This is a genomic window from Actinomadura sp. NPDC000600 (genome assembly GCF_040492135.1).
Taxonomy (GTDB): Bacteria; Actinomycetota; Actinomycetes; order Streptosporangiales; family Streptosporangiaceae; genus Spirillospora.
Map to the genome: position 1 here is coordinate 1 of NZ_JBEUPD010000060.1, position 16,940 is coordinate 16,940.

Here is a 16,940-nt window from a genome sequence, read left to right on the forward strand (position 1 = left end):
CGGATGATGCGCGACGCCAAGATCACCCAGATCTACGAGGGCACCAACCAGATCCAGCGCATGGTCATGGCCCGCCAGCTCCTCAAGTAGCGCGCCCCCGAGCAGCGCCCTGGACGGCCGTGGGGGCGGGCCATGCGGCCCGCCCCGTCGGCTCGGCTCGTGCGTGCGAGCGGCTCGCCTGCGCGGGAAGGCTCAGGCGTGCGAGATGTCGAGGATGACGTTTCCGTCCTTGCCCCGGTGCGGCCGCAGCGTGATGCCGTTGTAGGTGCCGGAGCTGGGCCCGTCCGTGTTCAGCGAGGCGGTCATCGTCCCGTGCCGGCCGCGGGCGGTGAAGGTCAGCTGGTTGCCCTCGATCTTGATGTGCATCGGGGCCATCCCGTACTTGGGGTCGAGCGTGATCGTCTGGCCGTCCTTGACCTCGACCTGGCACTCTGCGTCCTCGCAGGCCTTCAGGTCGGTGCCGTCCTTGGCCTCCGACTTGGGCTCCGGCTTGGCCTTCGACTTGTGCTTGGACTTGTGCTTCGGCTTCTCGTCCGCCCGCGGCTCGGGGTCCGCCGACCTCGGGCGGGGCGCCGCGTTCTCCGACGACCCGTCGTACGACGGGTTCAGGCCGTACGCCGGGTTGATGTCATATGCCGGGTTCGTATCGAACGCGGGGTTCGGGGCCGGCGGCGGCGCGGTGCTCGGGTCGCTCGCGGCGGCGACGCCGGTGAGGGCGACCGAGACCGCGGCGGTCGCGGCGAGCAGGCCGGGAATCCTTGTGGACATTCTCTGCACTCCTGACGAGGTCGGAACTCTGTTCACTGTCGCCCCGGGCGCCACTCACTGTAGCAGAGTGATCACTCAGTGTGTCGTTCCAGCTCAGGAGGTGTGTTCAGCCGGACGGGCGCTCGTCCACGAGGAGGGTCTGCAGGACGCCGCCGAGCTCGCCGGACCGGTCGGCGAGCGTGCCCCGGCACAGCGCGCTGCCGCCCGGGGCGGCGTCCAGCGACGCGTCGAGGCAGAGCCACTCGCCGACGGGGTCGCGGTGCAGCGCCACGGTCACGTCGGTGTTGATGATCAGCCATTTGGCCAGGTCGAGCTGGCTGCCGACGCCGGAGGCGCTGTCGGCGAGCGTCAGCGCGCGGACGAGGGGGGTGTCGGCCTCGCCGGCCACCAGGGGGATCCGCGAGCGCGCCCAGACCGTCCCCGGACCGGGCTCGCCGAAGGCGCCGCGGACGAGCCGCCACTCCATCGCGGACAGGTAGCCGTCCATGTGCACGCCCGGCCATTCCCCGAACGGCCGCGGGGTCTCGGGCAGCGGCGGCGGCGCCGGCGCGTGCGCGACCGGCTCCAGCCGCGCGGGGGCCGCCATGATCCGCCACGCGGAGGCGCGGACGACCGTCCGCCCCTCGTGCGCGATCTCGCCTTCGAGGAAGGCGACCCTCCTGCCGGGACGGACCACGCGCACGCTGACGTCCAGTTCCGCCACGGGCACCGGACTGAGGATCTCGACGGTCACCCGCGCCACGCGGCCGCCGGGGACGGGGTCGTGCCGCTCGAAGGCCCGCCCGATGAGGGCCGACACCGGCCCCCCGTGCTGGAGCCCCGGCGACCAGGGCCCCGCCGTGGCGGGCGTGCTGGCGAACCGCCCCTCGCCGGCCGGCTCGTAGAAGGCCCCGGCCGGCACGTCCTCGCCCATGCTGCTTCCTCCCCGCTCGTGACTAGAAAAGCATTCTAGAAGGCGGGGCGGCCGCGGGGGCGGCGGCGGGCGGCGGGCCGCTCAGCCGCAGAGCTTCTGGGTGGCCGTGCCGGTCTCGATCGCCGAGCCCGGCGACGGCGACGCGCTCGGGGAGTCCTTCACCTCGACGTCCTTCACGCCCGCCCAGTCGGACCCGTCCCAGTCCGCGCCGACCATCACCTGGATCTGGGAGCCGAGCGAGGAGACCTTCTTCAGCTTGGCGTCCGGGATCGCGGCCGCGAGGGTCTTGGCCGAGTCCTCCCGCTTCGGCCCGTACAGGATCTGGGTCGTCTGCTGCCCGCGCCGCGCCACGCCCGGCGCGACGCTCACCTTGAAGCCCGCCTTGCGGAGCTGGCCGCCCGCCTGGGTCGCGAGGCCGCGGGTGCCGATCGCGTTGAGGACGCGGACGGAGATCTCGTCCGGCGGCACCGTCAGCTCGTCTCCGGCCTTCTTCGTCGGCGTGGCGCTCGGCTTGGGGGTCTCCGCCGCGAGCGGCTGGTCGCGGCGGAGCCGGGTGAACAGGTCGCGCGCCTTGTGCTGGTCCCACTGGACGGTCGACTGCGGCGACGGCGAGTTCCACAGCACGGCGTTGTAGCCCGGGTTCGACAGCGGCACCTTCGCGAACGTGAGGTCGTCGGTCGACAGGTTCTTCATCTGGTCGGCGAGCCCGGGCAGGTTGTCGGCGAGCTTCTCGTCCACGCGCAGCGACTTCAGCGAGGCGTTCAGGAACTTCGTGGACTTGACCGGGTCGCCGAGCGTCCTGGTCGACAGCGCCTGCTTCATCATCGACGCGATGAACTGCTGCTGCCGGTCGATGCGGCCGAGGTCGCTGCCGCCCGTCAGCGAGTAGCGGGCACGGGCGAACGCGAGCGCCTTCAGGCCGTCCACGTGCGACTTGCCGGCGGGGAGCCGCAGGCCGCTCTTCTTGTCGTCGATGGCCTGCTCGGTGCACACGTCCACGCCGCCGAGCGCGTCCACCATGTGCACGAACCCGTAGAAGTTCACCTCGACGTAGTGGTCGATGGACACGCCGGTCGCCTGCTTGATCGTGCTCACGGTGAGGTCGGGCCCCCCGAACTGGTAGGCCCAGGTGAGCTTGCCGGGACGCGCCGGGACCCGCGTCCCCTTGGCGCCCTCCGACCCGTTCGACTTGTGCCCGGGGATCGTCACGTAGGAGTCGCGCGGCAGGCTCACCACCGACACGCTGTCGTGGTCGCGGGACACGTGCACCAGCATCATCGTGTCGGAGCGCTCGCCCGGCTCGTGCCCGAGCTTGGCCGCCTTCTGCTGCTCCTTGGTCAGCCCCTGGCGCCGGTCGACGCCCGCCACCAGGATCGTCATCGCGCCCTTCGGCGTGTCCTTGCCCTTGCCGAGGCCGCCGACCGACACCTTGTCGATCATGCCGGTGACGTAGTTCTGGAACGCCCACGCCCCGCCCGAGGTGAGCAGGACGAACGCCGACGCCGTCCCGGTGAGGGTGAGGAAGCGCTTCTGCCGCCGCGCGCTCACCGCCGCCCGCGGGCTCAGCCCCCGGCCCGGCCGGCGCGGCCCGCGCGGGCTCTCCACCGGGACGCGGGGAGCGGGCATCCCGTCGATGGTCACGCCCTCGATGTCGCCGTCGTCGTCGGCCGCGTGGGCGCCCGGACGAGGCCGGAAGTAGCGCTCCAGGGGGTCCGCGTCGCCGCGGCCCGAGTCCTGCCCGTCTGCCATGCCGGCCGCCGCCTCCCGATGATCACGTGCTGACGCGAGTCCACACCACTCTAAAGTGGGGGACACCCGTCCGTTCGCTACCTGGACGTCGTGTCCTTGCAGTAACGTGGCGCCGTCTTGACCACACCCCGGCGGCCCGCACGCAAACCTGGGTGGCGTGGGCTGCGTCAGACAAGCGAGCAAGAGAGAGGAAGGGGCGCCTCACTCCGGTCCGCCGGACGGGTGCGCCCGCGAGCCCACATGAATTCGTCTCCCCATGCCCAGCGCGCCATGAACCAGGAAACCCGCTACGCCGTGAAGCCCCTTCCCGACTCCGGTCAGCGCACGTGGCCCGCCGTCTCGGTCGTGATGCCCGTCCTCAACGAGGAGCGCCACCTGACCGACGCCGTGCGCCGCATCCTCAGCCAGGACTACCCCGGCGAGCTGGAGCTCGTGCTCGCCATCGGGCCGTCCCGCGACCGCACCGAGGAGATCGCGCGCAAGCTCGCCACCGAGGACCCGCGCGTCATCGTCGTCGCGAACCCGACCGGGCGCACCCCGCAGGGCCTCAACATCGCGATCAAGGCGTCGCAGTACTCGATCATCGTCCGGGTGGACGGGCACTCGCTGCTGCCCGCCGACTACGTGCGGGCCGCCGTCGAGACGATGGAGGAGACCGGCGCCGACAACGTCGGCGGGATCATGGCGGCCGAGGGCGTCACCCCGTTCGAGAAGGCCGTGGCGCGCGCGATGACCTCCAAGCTCGGCGTCGGCAACGCCCGCTTCCACACCGGCGGCGAGGCGGGCGAGGTGGAGACCGTCTACCTCGGCACGTTCCGCCGCAGCGCGCTCGACCGCGTCGGCGGCTACGACGAGACGTTCACCCGCGCGCAGGACTGGGAGATGAACCACCGCATCCGGCAGACCGGCGGCCGGATCTACTTCACGCCCCGGATGCGCGTCACCTACCGGCCCCGGCCCAACCTGCGGGCCCTCGCCAAGCAGTACTTCCACACCGGGCGCTGGCGGCGCGTCGTGGGGCGCGAGCACCAGGGCACGCTGAACCTGCGCTACCTCGCCCCGCCGATCGCCGTCGTGGCGATGGCGGCGGGCGCGGTCGCGGGGCTGTTCGGGTTCTGGCCGGGCTGGATCCTGCCCGGCGGGTACGCGGCCGCGATGATCGCCGGCGCCGCCGTGGAGGGGCGCGGGCTGCCGCTGTCGGCCTGGATCCGGCTCCCGCTCGTGTTCGCCACCATGCATGTGACCTGGGGCGTCGGGTTCCTGACCAGCCCGCCGCGGCTCGGCCAGCCCGCCCCGGTCAAACCCGGCGAATCCATTCAGTAGCGGGACAGAAATACACGATCTTCCTCGAACCCCCGTGGTGCCGGGCACGTCCGACCGTTAGGTTTGGCGGGATCTCGCCCGCCGCTGTTCGGAGGTGTCCATGTCCAACGGAGCACGCCACGGCCTCGGGGTGCTGATCGGGCTCGTGGTGACCCCGGTCGTCGCGCTGTGCCTGGTGTACAGCACGACCAAGTTCTCGGAGTTCTTCCGGGTCTTCACGATCCGGGGCGGCTCGGACCGGTGGATCGGCGCCGCGGTACTCCTGGCGGCGGCGGTGCTGATCGGTCTGGTCGCCGGCTCGCGCGTCTCGCCGCTCGCCTCCCTCGTCCCCGGGGCCGTGTACGCGGCGGTGGGGGCCATCTGGGTCGCGGCGCCGCGCTTCGCGTTCGAGCACTCCGGACGCGACCTGCTTGGCTACAGGCTCTTCCTCGGCTACACGACGCTCGCCGCCTATGGCATCTTCCTGCTGCTGGGCGTCGCTCTCCTGGTCGCCTCGCTCGCGCCCTCGCGGTGGAAGTCCCGGAAGGCGGCCGCCGCCGCGCCGCAGTTCGGCGGCCCGCCGCCCGCACCGATGGGTCCGCCGCCCATGCACGGCGGTCCGGCGCCCATGGGGGCGCCCCAGCAGCCTCCCGGGCCGGGGCAGTCCCCGTCCTGGCAGAGCCCGCCGCAGTACGGGCAGCCGCCCGCCCAGCCGGCCGGCTCCAACCCGCCTCCGCTGCCGCCTGCCCGGTCCAGCGAGGACCGGCCGTCCGAGCCGCCCGCCAAGAGCGGCTCGGAGGACGACGAGCCGCCGGGCGAGTGGACGCAGATGTACGGCGGCAACCGCCCGAGCTGACTCCCCGCCGCCCGGGGCCGCCCCCGGCCGCTGTCTGGCGCGGTCGTCAGGCGGGGCGTCAGGCGGGGGCGTCGGCCCCGGGCGCGGCCGCCGACGGCTGGACGGCCGCGAGCACGCCGGGGACGTCGTTGACCACCATCGCGTCGAACCCGGCCTCCGCGTACGTCGGGGCGGCCTCGGCGGACGGGCACCAGGCGATCGCCTCCAGGCCCGCCTTGTGCGCGATGTCGACGCAGTGCTCCAGCGGCCGCAGCCGAGTGTCGGGGTGCTCGATGCCGCACGACCCGGTGTGCACGGCCACGACGTCCATGCCGAGGCCCGCCGCGGCCGGGACGGCGTGCCACAGCGGGAACCGCAGCCACGTCAGCAGCCCGAGCGGGACGCCGGGGACCTCCTCCCGCAGGAACATCAGCAGCGACGGGTCGAACGAGGTGACGAGCAGCCGGCGCCGCTTCGCCTCCCGCCTCAGCACCGGCGCCAGCAGCGCCCCCGTGCGGCGGGACGGCTCGTCCAGCGCGTCCTCGAGGACGGTCTTCACGTCCACGTCCACCGCCACGTCCGCCGGCAGCGCGTCGAAGATCTCGGTGAGCCGCGGGAGGCCGCTCGCGGTCGCGGGCAGGTCGACCAGGTGGTCGCCGTCCACGGTCGTCGGGTCGTGCCGCAGCACGAGGACGTCGTCGGCGGTCCGCGTCACGTCGATCTCGACCCAGGACAGGCCCGCGTCGACCGCGGCGAGCATCGAGGGCAGCGTGTTCTCGGCGACGGGCTCCTGCGCCCCGGGCGGGGTGATCTCGCCCGAGCCGAGCCCGCGGTGGCCGATGACGGTGGGGGTGTTCTCGAAGATCAAGGTGCTTCCTCGCTGGCGAGATGTTCGGCGATGACGGCGTCGAGCGGCTGGGTGACCTTGAGGTTGCGCTCGCTGCCCGCGACGACCCGGATCGGGACGTCCGGCAGGTAGCGGTGCACGATCCCGCAGTCGTCGGTGGCGCGCAGGTCCGGGTCGGCGAGGGCGAGCTCGTAGGCCTTGCGGATCGTGCCGAGCCGGAACCCCTGCGGCGTCTGGAACCGGCTCAGCGTCTCGCGCGGCGGCATCGACGCGACCGTCCCGTCCTCGACCACCACGATCGTGTCGGCCGAGGGCACGCCGACCGCGACGGCCTCGCAGGCGTCCAGCGCGTCCAGCACGCGGTCGATGACCGGGCGGTCGACGAAGGGGCGGGCCGCGTCGTGGAACAGGACGCGGACGTCGTCGGGGCGGTCCTCCAGCAGGCGCAGCGCCGCCACCGTGGACGCGGTCCGGGTCGCGCCGCCCTCGATCACCGCCGCCGTCTTGCGGAACGGCGCGGCGATCACGGCGGCCTCGCGCAGGTGCCCGGCCGCCATCACGACCACGACCTCGCCGATCCCCGGATGCGCGTCGAACGCCCCGATCGCGTGCGCCAGGATCGGCCGCCCGCCGACCTCCATGAGCTGTTTGGGGCGCCCGGCGCCCATGCGCTCGCCGACCCCGCCGGCGAGCACCACCGCAACCGTCCGCGTCGCCATCTCTCTCCGGGATTCCCTGACTCCGAGTACTGGAGCCACTACGCTTTGCACTTACTCTGCTTCTCCGACCGGCCCGGAGGCACCGATGGATCAGGCGCCCGCGCGTGAGCGGCCGGTCACGCTCAACGTACCGGACCACCCCGCGGTCGCCCGCCCGGATCGAGAGGCCGCCCACGTCGTGGACTCTGTGGACCCCGTCGACGCCGCGGACCCCCTCGACGACGAGGGAGCGCGGCCGCGCGGTCGCGCCGAGCCCGGTGAGGGCCTCGTCGCCGGCTACGTGACCGGTCCCTGCGGCGCGCTCGTCGCCCGCTGGGCCGACGAGCGCGGGCTCACCGCCGGCGCCGTGTCGGCGTCCTCGCTCGCGCTCGCGGGCCTGGCGGCGGTGTGGTTCTCCGACGGCGCGCGCCACGGCCTCGTCGCGGGCGCGCTGCTGCTGGCCGCCTCGCTCGTCCTCGGGCAGGCCGGCGCGGTCCTCGGCCGCCGGGCGAGCCCTTTCGCCGTCCGGCCGGACGCCGTCCTCGACCGGGTCAAGGAACTCGCCGTCTACGCGGGCCTGGCGGTCGGCGCCGCCGGTGCCTCCGGTGAGGCCTCCGCGAAGGACGCGTGGTGGCTCGCGGTCGGCGCGGCGGCGCTGCTGGCCGTCCGCCACACGGTCTCGGCCTCCTACTCTGCGAGCAGGCCCGCGCGCCGCTCCCGCCCGTCCCCGCGCGGTACTTCCCCGCGCGCCCTGTCCCAGCGGGGCAGGGCCGCACGGCGCGCCGCCAAGAGCCTCCGGCTGCCGCTCGGCGAGCGGTTCGCGCTGATCTCGCTCACCGCGGCCCTCGCCGACGCGCGGCTGACGTTCGCCGCCCTGCTCGCGTGGGGGTCGGCCGCCGCCGCGGCGACCCTGGCCGGGCGGGTGGCGAGGTCGCTCTCGCCATGACGGCGGTGCGGGTGTACCGCGACGACGGTCCGCTGTCGCGCGCCCTCGGGCGGACGGCGGGCGGACGGCTCCCGCCGCTGCCGTTCACCGTGCTGGCGGCGGCGGCGACCGGCGTCCTGCTCGCGGTCGGGCCCCAGCCCGGGACGCGGATCGGCCCCGAACCGGCGGTGTTCGCCCCGCTCGTCGTGCTGCTGCTGGCCGGACCCGCGTCCGACCACCCGCACACCGGGCGGCTGGACTGGCTGGTTCCGCCCATTCTGCGCGGGATCGAGTATGGTTACCTCGCCGTGTTGGGGGATGCGCGGGCAGTTCCGGTGCCGCTCGTCTACGTGCTGCTCACGGTTCTCGCGCTCCACCACTACGACGCCGCCTACCGCACCCGCCAGGGGCGCCGGCCGCCGCGTTGGGTCCGCCTCGCCGGGCTCGGCTGGGAGGGCCGGATGCTGTTCACGGCCTTCGCCGGGCTGCTCGCGCCGCTTCCGTTCGCGTACGCGGCGCTGGCCGCCTACCTTGGCGTGTTGTCCGGCGGAGAGAGCGCCGCCACGTGGGCGCGGCACGGCCGCGCCGGCGGAGTGATGGTCGACCTGACGAAGAAGTTGTCCGAGGGTGTGGGGGACGGGCCCCACGGCGAGAGGGAGAAGAGAGCATGATCGGCATGGTGCTGGCGGCGGGCGCGGGCCGGAGGCTGCGGCCGTACACCGACACCCTCCCCAAGGCCCTGGTCCCCGTGGACGGCGAGACCACCATCCTCGACATCGCCCTCGGCAACCTCGCCGAGGTCGGGCTGACCGACGTCGTCATCGTCGTCGGCTACTGCGCGGACGCCGTGCACGACCGCAAGGCCGCCCTCGAGGAGCGGTACGGCGTGTCGCTCACGCTCGTCCACAACGACAAGGCCGAGGAGTGGAACAACGCCTACTCCATGTGGCTCGCTCGGCAGTACTTCACCAAGGGCGTCCTGATGGTCAACGGCGACACGGTCCATCCGGTGGGCGTCGAGAAGACACTATTGGCGAACCGCGGACCGGACATCCTCCTGGCGGTGGACGACGTGAAAACTCTCGCCGACGAGGAGATGAAGGTGATCCTCGACGGTGAGGGCCACCTGAAGACCATCACCAAGCTCATGGACCCCGCCACCGCGAACGGCGAGTACATCGGCGCCACCCTGATCGAGCCCGCCGCGGCCGGGCCCCTGGCCGACGCGCTCAAGGCCACCTGGGAGCGCGACCCCGACCTCTACTACGAGGACGGCTACCAGGAACTCGTGAACCGCGGCGGCCGCATCGGCGTCGCGCCGATCGGCGAGGTCGACTGGGTCGAGGTCGACAACCACGACGACCTGGAGAAGGCCCGCCGGATCGCCAAGGGCTACTGACCGCACGGCACGAACTGACCGCAGGCACGCCACGACGCGAGGAGGCCCATGCCCCTGCTGACGCGGATGCTGAACGCGCCGCTCTCCATCGACGTGCGGCGCGGCGCCGTGGCGAGCCTCGGCGAGCTGCTCGCCGACAGGCGGATCGTCACCGAGGGGCGCGTCGCGATCGCCGTCGGCCCCGGCCAGGGCGACCAGATCGCCGAGCACGTCCGGCCGTCCCTGTCGTCCTGCGAGGTGTTCCACGTCGAGGGCGGCACCGTGGAGGCGGCGGTCAGCCTGGGCTCCCGGCTGCGCGCCGGGTCCTACGAGGCGGTCGTCGGCATCGGCGGCGGCCGGACGATCGACGCCACCAAGTACGCGGCGACGCTGTCGGGCATCCCGATGGTGTCGGTCGCCACGAACCTGTCGCACGACGGCATCTGCTCGCCGGTCGCCTCCCTCGTCCACGACAAGGGCAAGGGCTCGTTCGGCGTCGTGATGCCGCTGGCGATGATCGTCGACCTCGACTACGTGCACGCGGCGCCCGACCGGCTCGTCCGCGCCGGGATCGGCGACGTGGTGAGCAACTTCTCCGCCGTGGAGGACTGGCTCCTCGCCGCCGACGAGTGCGGCGAGCGGGTCGACCGGATGGCGCTCACCGTGGCGCGCACCGCCGCCGAGGCCCTGCTGCACCAGCCCGGCTCCATCGACTCGGACCGGTTCCTCACCGTCCTCGCCGAGGGTCTGGTGCTCTCGGGGATGGCGATGGCGTTCGCGGGCGACTCCCGCCCGGCGTCCGGCGGCGACCACGAGATCCTGCACGCCATCGACCAGCTCTTCCCGGACACCGGCAACCACGGCGAGCTGGCCGGCATCGGCGCCGCGTTCTGCTACCACCTGCGCGCCACCCGGCTCGGCGCGGGGGAGGACCGGCTCGAAGAGATCCTCGCCTGCCTCGGCCGGCACGGGCTGCCCCGCTTCCCGGCCGACGTCGGGCTGACCGCCGAGCAGTTCGCGGAGGCGGTGCAGTACGCCCCGCACACCCGGCCCGGCCGCTATACGATCTTGGAACACCTCAGCCTCGACGAGGGCGAGACCCGCAAGGCGGTGCACGAGTATGTCCAGGCCCATGGAGGCTGAGCTGTCCGGGCAGAACCCTTCCACGCAGCCCCCCGGCTCCCCCGAGCGACCCGGCACCGCCGAGCCGCCCGGCTCCGCGGAGCCGCCCGGTGACGACCACCGGCCGCACCGCAAGGGCGCGAAGGTCGCCGACATCCGCCGGTACGGCCAGCCGCCCGGCCTGAAGGACCGGCGCAACGAGGAGCACTGGGCCGGCCGCCTCTACATGCGCGACCTGTCCCCGTACTTCGCGTGGATCTCGCTGCGCCTCGGGTTCAGCCCCAACCAGCTGACCTACCTGATGATGCTCAGCGGCGTCCTCGCCGGCGTCGCGGTGTCGCTGCCCGCCGACCCGCTGTGGACGGCGCTCGCCGGGGCGTTCCTCATCCAGGTCTACCTGCTGCTCGACTGCGTCGACGGCGAGGTCGCCCGCTACCTGAGGCAGACGTCGGTCGCCGGGGTGTTCCTCGACCGGATCGGCCACTACCTCTCCGAGGTGTCGCTGCTCGCCGGGCTCGGCTTCATGGCACAGGGCGGCTGGGAGAACGGCGGCTGGGTCGAGCTCGGCCTGCTCGCCGCGCTCGGCGCCGCGCTGATCAAGGCGGAGACCGACAACGTCGTCGTCGCCCGCGCCAAGTCCGGGCTGCCCGCCGACCCGACCGGCGGCGACCGCGCGCTGCGCCCCCGCTCCACCGGCATCGCGCTGGCCCGGCAGGCGGCGTCCATGCTGCGCTTCCACCGAATCATCGGCGCGGTCGAGCTGTCGCTGCTGATCCTCGCCGCCGCCGTGATCGACAGGCTGACCGGCGCGGACGACCCGGTCGCGGTCCGCGTCCTGATGGTCGCGGTCGCCGCCGTCGCCGTCGTGCAGACCCTGCTGCACCTGGTCAGCATCCTGGCCTCCCGGAGGCTGAAGTGAAACTGTCCGTCGTCGTCCTCACCATGGGCAACCGGCCCGAGGAGCTGGCCCGCGCCGTCCGCAGCGCCCTGGAGCAGGAGCACGTGGACGTCGAGGTCGTCCTCGTCGGCAACGGGGTCGACCCCGTCGGCGCGGCGGCGGGCGCGCCGCCGTTCGACGACGAGCGCGTCAAGACCCTCAGCCTGCCGAAGAACCTCGGCATCCCCGGCGGCCGCAACCGGGGCGTGGAGGCGTCCTGCGGCGACGTCATCCTGTTCCTGGACGACGACGGCTGGTACCGCTCGCCCCGCCTCGGCGCCCACCTGCGCGACCGGTTCTCCGCCGAACCCGACCTCGGCGTCGTCTCGTTCCGCGTCCGCGACCCCGAGGGCGGGCGCGGCGAGCGCCGGCACGTCCCCCGGCTGCGCGCGGGCGACCCGGAGCGCTCGTCCGCCGCCACCACGTTCCTCGGCGGCGCCTGCGCGATCCGCCGCGCCGCGTTCGACGCCGGCGGCGGCCTCCCGGAGGACTTCTTCTACGCCCACGAGGAGACCGACCTCGCCTGGCAGATCCTCAACGCCGGCTACCGCATCGTCTACGACGCCTCGGCGGTGATGTTCCACCCCGCCGTCCTGCCGACGCGGCACGCCATGTTCTACCGCTACAACGCCCGCAACCGCGTCTGGCTGGCCCGCCGCAACCTGCCGTGGCCGCTGGCGCTCACCTACCTCGCCGTCTGGGTCGGCATGACCGTCCTCCGCGAGCGCAAGCCGAGCGCCCTCAAGCCCTGGTTCAAGGGCTTCCTGGAAGGCTGGCGCAAACCCGCGGGCCCCCGCCGCCCCATCTCCTACCGCACCGCCTGGCGCATGACCCGAACAGGCCGCCCCCCGATCATCTAGGGGTTGTGACGGCGGCGAGGATCAGGTGGGTGAGTTCGGCGGTTATGGCGTCCAGGGGGACGTCCTGGTCGCGGGCGGACCAGTGGTGGACGAGGTTGTTCACGGCGCCGATGACGGCGATCATCGTGAGGCGGTGGTCGCGGTCGACGGCCTCGCCGCGGGCGGCGGCCTCGCGGATCATGGCGAGCATCGCGTCCTCCCACCGGCCGCGCCAGCGGAGGCGGTGCCCCTCCAGGCCGGCGCTGACGCCGATCACCTCGACGAACGCGATGCGCGCCCAGCGCGGGTCGCTGGCGGTGACGGTGACGAACGCGCGGACGGCGCGCTCCACGCGGGTCGCCAGGTCGGCGCCCGCCGCCTGAGCGTACGCGGCGGACACGGCCTCGGCGGCGCGGTCGTTGACGGTCCGGTGCAGGGTGGTGAGCAGCTCCTCGCGCCCGGAGAACTCCTCGTAGAAGTTGCGGGTCGACACGCTCGCCGTCGCGCACAGCCGCTCGATGGACGTCGCCGCGTAGCCGCGCGTCCCGAACAGCTCGAGCCCGGCGGCCAGCAGGCGCTCGCGCCGCTCCGCGCGGCGCTCCTCGGCCGACCGGCCTGCGTAGCTGCGCCTGGGTGCGGGATTGCGGCCGCTCATCGGTCTCCGTTCACCCGTGCGGATGGGGCAGCGTCAGCCTAACTCCGAGCGGAACGGGCGAGGGGGGCTCAGTCGGTGAGCAGGGTGGCCTTCCACTCCGGGTCGGCGGTGAGGACGGTCAGGCGCTGCGTGGCGCGCGACACCGCCACGTACAGCACGCGCAGGCCGCGCGGGGACTGGGCGGCGACGGTCTCGGGTCCCACGATCACCGCCGCGTCGAACTCCAGGCCCTTGGCCTCCAGGACGTCCAGGACGTGGACGCGCTCGGGCAGGCCCGCGCCGAGCCGGTCGCGGTCGGCGGGGCCCCAGGCGGTGGCCGGCTCGCCGAACAGCGCGGCCTGGGCGCCGGACTCCTCCAGGGAGAGCGGGACGATCAGGCCGATGGTGCCCTCGACCTGGCCGAGCAGCTCCTCGACGGCGGCACGGGCGGCGGAGCCGAGACCGGATTCCGGGACGACCCGGACGACGGGCTCGAGCCCCGACGTGCGGACGGCGCGGGCCGGTCTCGCCTCCGGCAGCGCACGGGCGAGCACCCGCGCGGAGACCGCCGCGATCTCGGTGGAGTTGCGGTAGTTCGTGGTCAGCTCGTACTCGTGCCGGACGCGCGGCGGGGGCGCCTTGCGGGTCCGGCGGCGGCCCCGGGACGCGGGGCGCTCGCCGCCGAGCGCGGCCTCCATCGCCCGCCGGGCGGCGGCGAGGTCCTCCCAGGCGCTCTGGGCCGGGTCCTCGACGATCGTCCAGCTCGCCTGGCGGCCGCGGCGGCCGAGCATCCGCCACTGCATGGGGGACAGGTCCTGCGCCTCGTCGACGACGAGGTGCGCGTACTCGGGGCGGTCCTCCACCACGCCGTCGTCGACCCGGCGCGAGCGCTCCAGCCGCTCGATGGACGTGGTGAGCTCCTGCATCTCCGGCTCCCACGTCTCGTCCACGACCTCCTCGCCGGTGAGGATGTTGACGCCGTCCACCACGAACGGGTCGTCCTCGGACGGGGCCTTGCGGCGGCGGGACGGGCGGGGCGGGGAGCCGAGCAGCGCGTCGATCTCGTCCAGCAGGGCGACGTCCTGGTAGCTGAGCGCCGCGTCCTCCCCGGCCCAGGACGCGGCGACCGGCTCGACGTCGGCGCGGTCGAGGTCGCGTCCGGCGGCGCGGCGCAGCCGGGCCGGGTCGCCGAGCGAGCGCAGCACGTCCAGCGGGCGCCGGATCGGCCACCAGGCGACGAGGAAGTCGGTGAAGGCGCGCTGCTCGCGGACCCGCGCGTCGAACTGGGCGCGCTTGGGGTCGCCGTTCCCGTTCCCGCCGGCGTGGCCGCGCGCCGGCTCCTCGTCGAGGGAGGCGAGGCCGTCGGCGGCGAGGATCGCGTTCCACAGGCCCGCCTCGGCGCCCTCCTCGGCCTCGGCGGCCTCGGGGCCCCCGACCTCGCCGAAGCGGCGCCAGAGGGCGTCCAGCAGCATCTCCGCGGCCCGGCCGCGCGCGGCGTTCACGCTGCCGCGGCTGCGCCGGTGGACCTCGTTCCTGATGCGGTCGAGGCGGGCGCGGTCGAGCGAGACGACGACGCCCTTGAACACGACGCGCAACTCCTCGGGGGCGCCGGGCGCCTGGTCGGCGACGGCGCGCCGCAGCACCGCCGCCATCGCCTCGGAGCCCTTGGCGCGGGCGAGCCGCGGCGGGTCGTGGACGGTCGCGGCGGCGCCCTCGACGAGGTCGCCGAGCGAGCGGAGCGTCGCCGAGCCCTCGCCGAGCGACGGCAGCACCCGCTCGATGTAGGCGGTGAACCGGCGGTTCGGGCCGACGACGAGGACGCCGCGCGAGCCGAACCGGCGGCGGTGCCGGAACAGCAGGTAGGCGACGCGGTGCAGCGCGACGGCGGTCTTGCCGGTGCCGGGGGCGCCGCGCACCAGGACGGTGCCGTCGGCGGGGGCGCGGATCACCTCGTCCTGCTCCCGCTGGATGGTCGCCACGATGTCGCGCATGGCGCCCTCGCGGGTGCGGGCGAGCGAGGCGAGGAACGCGCCGTCGCCGACGACGGTCATCCCCTCGGAGGCCTCCGGGTCGAGCAGGTCGTCCTCCAGGTCGACCACGGTGTGGCCGCGGGAGTGCAGGACGCGGCGGCGCACGACGCCGCGCGGGTCCTCGGGGGTGGCGCGGTAGAAGTCCTCGGCGGCGGGCGCCCGCCAGTCGATGACGAGGGAGTCGTGCTCGCTGGTCCGGACGCCGACGCGGCCGATGTAGCGGACCTCGCGGGAGGCCAGGTCGAGCCGGCCGAACACCAGGCCGTCGTCGGCGATGTCGAGGGCCTGGACGCGCAGCGCCGCCTGGTGGACCATCGCGTCCCGGTCGACGAGTGAGCCCTTGGTGCCGGCGAGCGACTGGCGGTAGCCCTCGCGGATCATGGCCTGGGCGTCCGCGCGCATCTCCTCCAGCCGCGCGTAGGCGGTGTCGACGTAGCGCTGCTCGGCGGCGATCTCCCGATCCTTCACCGTGCCGCCGGGACCGGTCGGCCGCCCGTTGGCCTGGGACGACATGCAGGCTGCTCCTCGCGCGTGGGTCGGGCCGGGGACGTCCCGGCACCTCGAAGGCGAAGAGACAGCTTATGCGGTCCAGCCGGCGTTCAGCGTCGGGCGAGCGCCGGGAGGAGCGGCCGGCGGGCCGGCCCGACCCGTACGTGGACGTCCGCGGCGGGACGCGCCAGCGAGCGGTCCATGGCGTCGAGGACGGCGCCGTGCGGCGTCCCGGCCGCCGCGTGGACGCAGCGCAGCGCCACGCCCCGCCCGCCGTGCTCGGCGAACAGCACGTCGGAGTAGGCGGCCACTGCGGCGGCGGACGGGCTCTCCGGCGGGCCCGAGGCGTCCGGGCAGAGGAACAGCTCCCCGGCGCGGCGCTCCAGCATGCCCGGCAGCGTCGCCCGGACGATGTGGACGGCGCCGAGGACGTTCGTCCGCAGGACGTGCTCCACCTCGTGGAGCGGCTGCGCGAGCACCGGCCCGGCCGACGCGGCGGACGCGGCGTGGACGACGCGGTGCACGGGGCCGGTCATCGCCAGCACCTCCGCGACGGCGTCGGGGTCGGTGACGTCGCACACCCGCACGTGGGTGTTGGGGGAGCGATGCGCCGTCTTGGCGAGGCCGAGTTCGTCCACGTCCACCGCGACGACGTCCCACGCCGCCGCGGCCAGCCGCCGAGCCGCCGCGGCGCCGAGCCCGCGCGCGGCGCCGGTCACCAGCGCCGTCCGCCTCACGTGCGCACCTCCTCGGCGCCCTGGAAGACCATCTCCAGATGCCCGACGGTGCTGGTGGACAGGGCCCGCGCCCGGTCGAGCCCGAGGCCGCGCAGCTCGTCGGCCACCGGGTGGTCGCCCAGGACGACCTTCGCGCCGCCCGGCCGGGTCCGGACATCGGACGGTGTGAGCGTCCACGGGGTCCGGCGCGTCACGCCGTCCAGGCAGGAGTAGGCGTCGACGCTCGGGGCGCCCGCCCCGGCCGGCATCGGCAGGCCCGGCCGGACCGCGACCTCGATCACCGTCCGCCCGCCGATCCGCACCGCGCAGCGCTTCACACGCCCGGCGAGGTCCATGGGGATGTCGGCGATCTCCTTGGGGAAGCCCCAGATCGTCCGTCCGGCCTCCAGCGTGAACTCCTGGTTGACCGGCAGCCAGTGGATGAACGCCCCGATCCCGCGCAGCCGGTCGAGCACCCCCTGCGGCGGCGCCGCGCCGGGCGGGCGCACCAGGAAGGCGACGGCGAACTCGTGGTAGGGGCCGAGGTCCCCGTCCGCGTACCGGACGAAGGCCAGCGAGCAGATGGCCCGGCCTGGCAGCGGCTCGGCGACGTCGAGCCCGGAGTAGGCGATGACGTCCCGGGCCGCGCCGGCGGGCACGGCGAACATGGCCGAGGCGACGGCGGCGTCGCGGATCCGCACCGGGAGGGTGACCCGCTCCCCCTGGATCGCGTGCGCCTGGGCGGTGGTTGTCACACC

General features: G+C 74.2%; 18 protein-coding genes. 9 read left to right on the forward strand and 9 right to left on the reverse strand.

Annotated elements, in window-relative coordinates:
- Positions 1–90 (forward strand): acyl-CoA dehydrogenase family protein (locus ABWI07_RS41915; RefSeq protein WP_353821960.1); only part of this gene is annotated, 90 nt, incomplete at its 5' end.
- A 102-nt stretch (positions 91–192) separates the two neighbouring features.
- Here the strand turns inward: ABWI07_RS41915 and ABWI07_RS41920 are convergent.
- The 3 genes from ABWI07_RS41920 to ABWI07_RS41930 all read right to left on the reverse strand — a co-directional run bounded on the left by ABWI07_RS41920 (position 193) and on the right by ABWI07_RS41930 (position 3,430).
- Complete coding sequence (locus ABWI07_RS41920; RefSeq protein ID WP_353821945.1) at positions 193–768, reverse strand: hypothetical protein; 576 nt, start codon at positions 766–768, stop codon at positions 193–195.
- Positions 769–874: 106 nt separating this feature from the next.
- On the reverse strand, positions 875–1,681 hold the full coding sequence (locus tag ABWI07_RS41925) for a thioesterase family protein (protein ID WP_353821946.1): 807 nt from the start codon (positions 1,679–1,681) through the stop codon (positions 875–877).
- Positions 1,682–1,762: 81 nt separating this feature from the next.
- The gene (locus ABWI07_RS41930) at positions 1,763–3,430 is read right to left on the reverse strand and encodes an LCP family protein (protein ID WP_353821947.1); all 1,668 of its coding nucleotides are present in this window, start codon (positions 3,428–3,430) and stop codon (positions 1,763–1,765) included.
- A 270-nt stretch (positions 3,431–3,700) separates the two neighbouring features.
- Here ABWI07_RS41930 and ABWI07_RS41935 point away from each other — a divergent pair, with 270 nt between their 5' ends.
- Both ABWI07_RS41935 and ABWI07_RS41940 read left to right on the forward strand, forming a co-directional pair.
- Positions 3,701–4,753, forward strand: a complete 1,053-nt coding sequence (locus ABWI07_RS41935; protein ID WP_353821948.1) for a glycosyltransferase family 2 protein — start codon at positions 3,701–3,703, stop codon at positions 4,751–4,753.
- 100 nt (positions 4,754–4,853) lie between these two features.
- The gene (locus ABWI07_RS41940) at positions 4,854–5,588 is read left to right on the forward strand and encodes a hypothetical protein (protein WP_353821949.1); all 735 of its coding nucleotides are present in this window, start codon (positions 4,854–4,856) and stop codon (positions 5,586–5,588) included.
- A gap of 58 nt (positions 5,589–5,646) precedes the next feature.
- Here the strand turns inward: ABWI07_RS41940 and ABWI07_RS41945 are convergent, their stop codons facing one another.
- Positions 5,647–6,435 (reverse strand): glycerophosphodiester phosphodiesterase, encoded by a 789-nt coding sequence (locus tag ABWI07_RS41945; RefSeq protein ID WP_353821950.1) that lies wholly within the window; start codon positions 6,433–6,435, stop codon positions 5,647–5,649.
- Positions 6,432–7,133 carry a 2-C-methyl-D-erythritol 4-phosphate cytidylyltransferase gene (ispD, locus tag ABWI07_RS41950; RefSeq protein ID WP_149259099.1) on the reverse strand — a complete coding sequence of 234 codons (702 nt, stop codon included), beginning with the start codon at positions 7,131–7,133 and terminating at the stop codon, positions 6,432–6,434. The genes ABWI07_RS41945 and ispD overlap by 4 nt, the downstream gene beginning before the upstream one ends.
- A gap of 85 nt (positions 7,134–7,218) precedes the next feature.
- Here ispD and ABWI07_RS41955 point away from each other — a divergent pair, with 85 nt between their 5' ends.
- From ABWI07_RS41955 to ABWI07_RS41980, 6 genes are all read left to right on the forward strand, one after another.
- Positions 7,219–8,058 carry a hypothetical protein gene (locus ABWI07_RS41955; protein WP_353821951.1) on the forward strand — a complete coding sequence of 280 codons (840 nt, stop codon included), beginning with the start codon at positions 7,219–7,221 and terminating at the stop codon, positions 8,056–8,058.
- On the forward strand, positions 8,055–8,708 hold the full coding sequence (locus tag ABWI07_RS41960; protein ID WP_353821952.1) for a DUF5941 domain-containing protein: 654 nt from the start codon (positions 8,055–8,057) through the stop codon (positions 8,706–8,708). Before ABWI07_RS41955 ends, ABWI07_RS41960 begins: the two co-directional genes overlap by 4 nt.
- Positions 8,705–9,436 (forward strand): phosphocholine cytidylyltransferase family protein, encoded by a 732-nt coding sequence (locus tag ABWI07_RS41965; RefSeq protein WP_149259102.1) that lies wholly within the window; start codon positions 8,705–8,707, stop codon positions 9,434–9,436. The genes ABWI07_RS41960 and ABWI07_RS41965 overlap by 4 nt, the downstream gene beginning before the upstream one ends.
- Before the next feature lie 66 nt (positions 9,437–9,502).
- Positions 9,503–10,558 (forward strand): iron-containing alcohol dehydrogenase family protein, encoded by a 1,056-nt coding sequence (locus ABWI07_RS41970; protein ID WP_200841870.1) that lies wholly within the window; start codon positions 9,503–9,505, stop codon positions 10,556–10,558.
- On the forward strand, positions 10,548–11,456 hold the full coding sequence (locus ABWI07_RS41975; RefSeq protein ID WP_353821953.1) for a CDP-alcohol phosphatidyltransferase family protein: 909 nt from the start codon (positions 10,548–10,550) through the stop codon (positions 11,454–11,456). The genes ABWI07_RS41970 and ABWI07_RS41975 overlap by 11 nt, the downstream gene beginning before the upstream one ends.
- A 23-nt stretch (positions 11,457–11,479) precedes the next feature.
- Entirely contained in the window at positions 11,480–12,334 is an 855-nt protein-coding gene (locus tag ABWI07_RS41980; RefSeq protein ID WP_500206172.1) for a glycosyltransferase, read from the forward strand.
- Here the strand turns inward: ABWI07_RS41980 and ABWI07_RS41985 are convergent.
- From ABWI07_RS41985 to ABWI07_RS42000, 4 genes are all read right to left on the reverse strand, one after another.
- Positions 12,327–12,968, reverse strand: a complete 642-nt coding sequence (locus tag ABWI07_RS41985) for a TetR/AcrR family transcriptional regulator (RefSeq protein ID WP_353821955.1) — start codon at positions 12,966–12,968, stop codon at positions 12,327–12,329. The genes ABWI07_RS41980 and ABWI07_RS41985 overlap by 8 nt on opposite strands.
- Before the next feature lie 68 nt (positions 12,969–13,036).
- Positions 13,037–15,490 (reverse strand): HelD family protein, encoded by a 2,454-nt coding sequence (locus ABWI07_RS41990; RefSeq protein ID WP_353821956.1) that lies wholly within the window; start codon positions 15,488–15,490, stop codon positions 13,037–13,039.
- 86 nt (positions 15,491–15,576) lie between these two features.
- Positions 15,577–16,203 carry an SDR family NAD(P)-dependent oxidoreductase gene (locus ABWI07_RS41995; RefSeq protein ID WP_160160892.1) on the reverse strand — a complete coding sequence of 209 codons (627 nt, stop codon included), beginning with the start codon at positions 16,201–16,203 and terminating at the stop codon, positions 15,577–15,579.
- Positions 16,200–16,937, reverse strand: a complete 738-nt coding sequence (locus tag ABWI07_RS42000; RefSeq protein ID WP_353821957.1) for an acetoacetate decarboxylase family protein — start codon at positions 16,935–16,937, stop codon at positions 16,200–16,202. Before ABWI07_RS42000 ends, ABWI07_RS41995 begins: the two co-directional genes overlap by 4 nt.
- Positions 16,938–16,940: the final 3 nt, after the last annotated feature.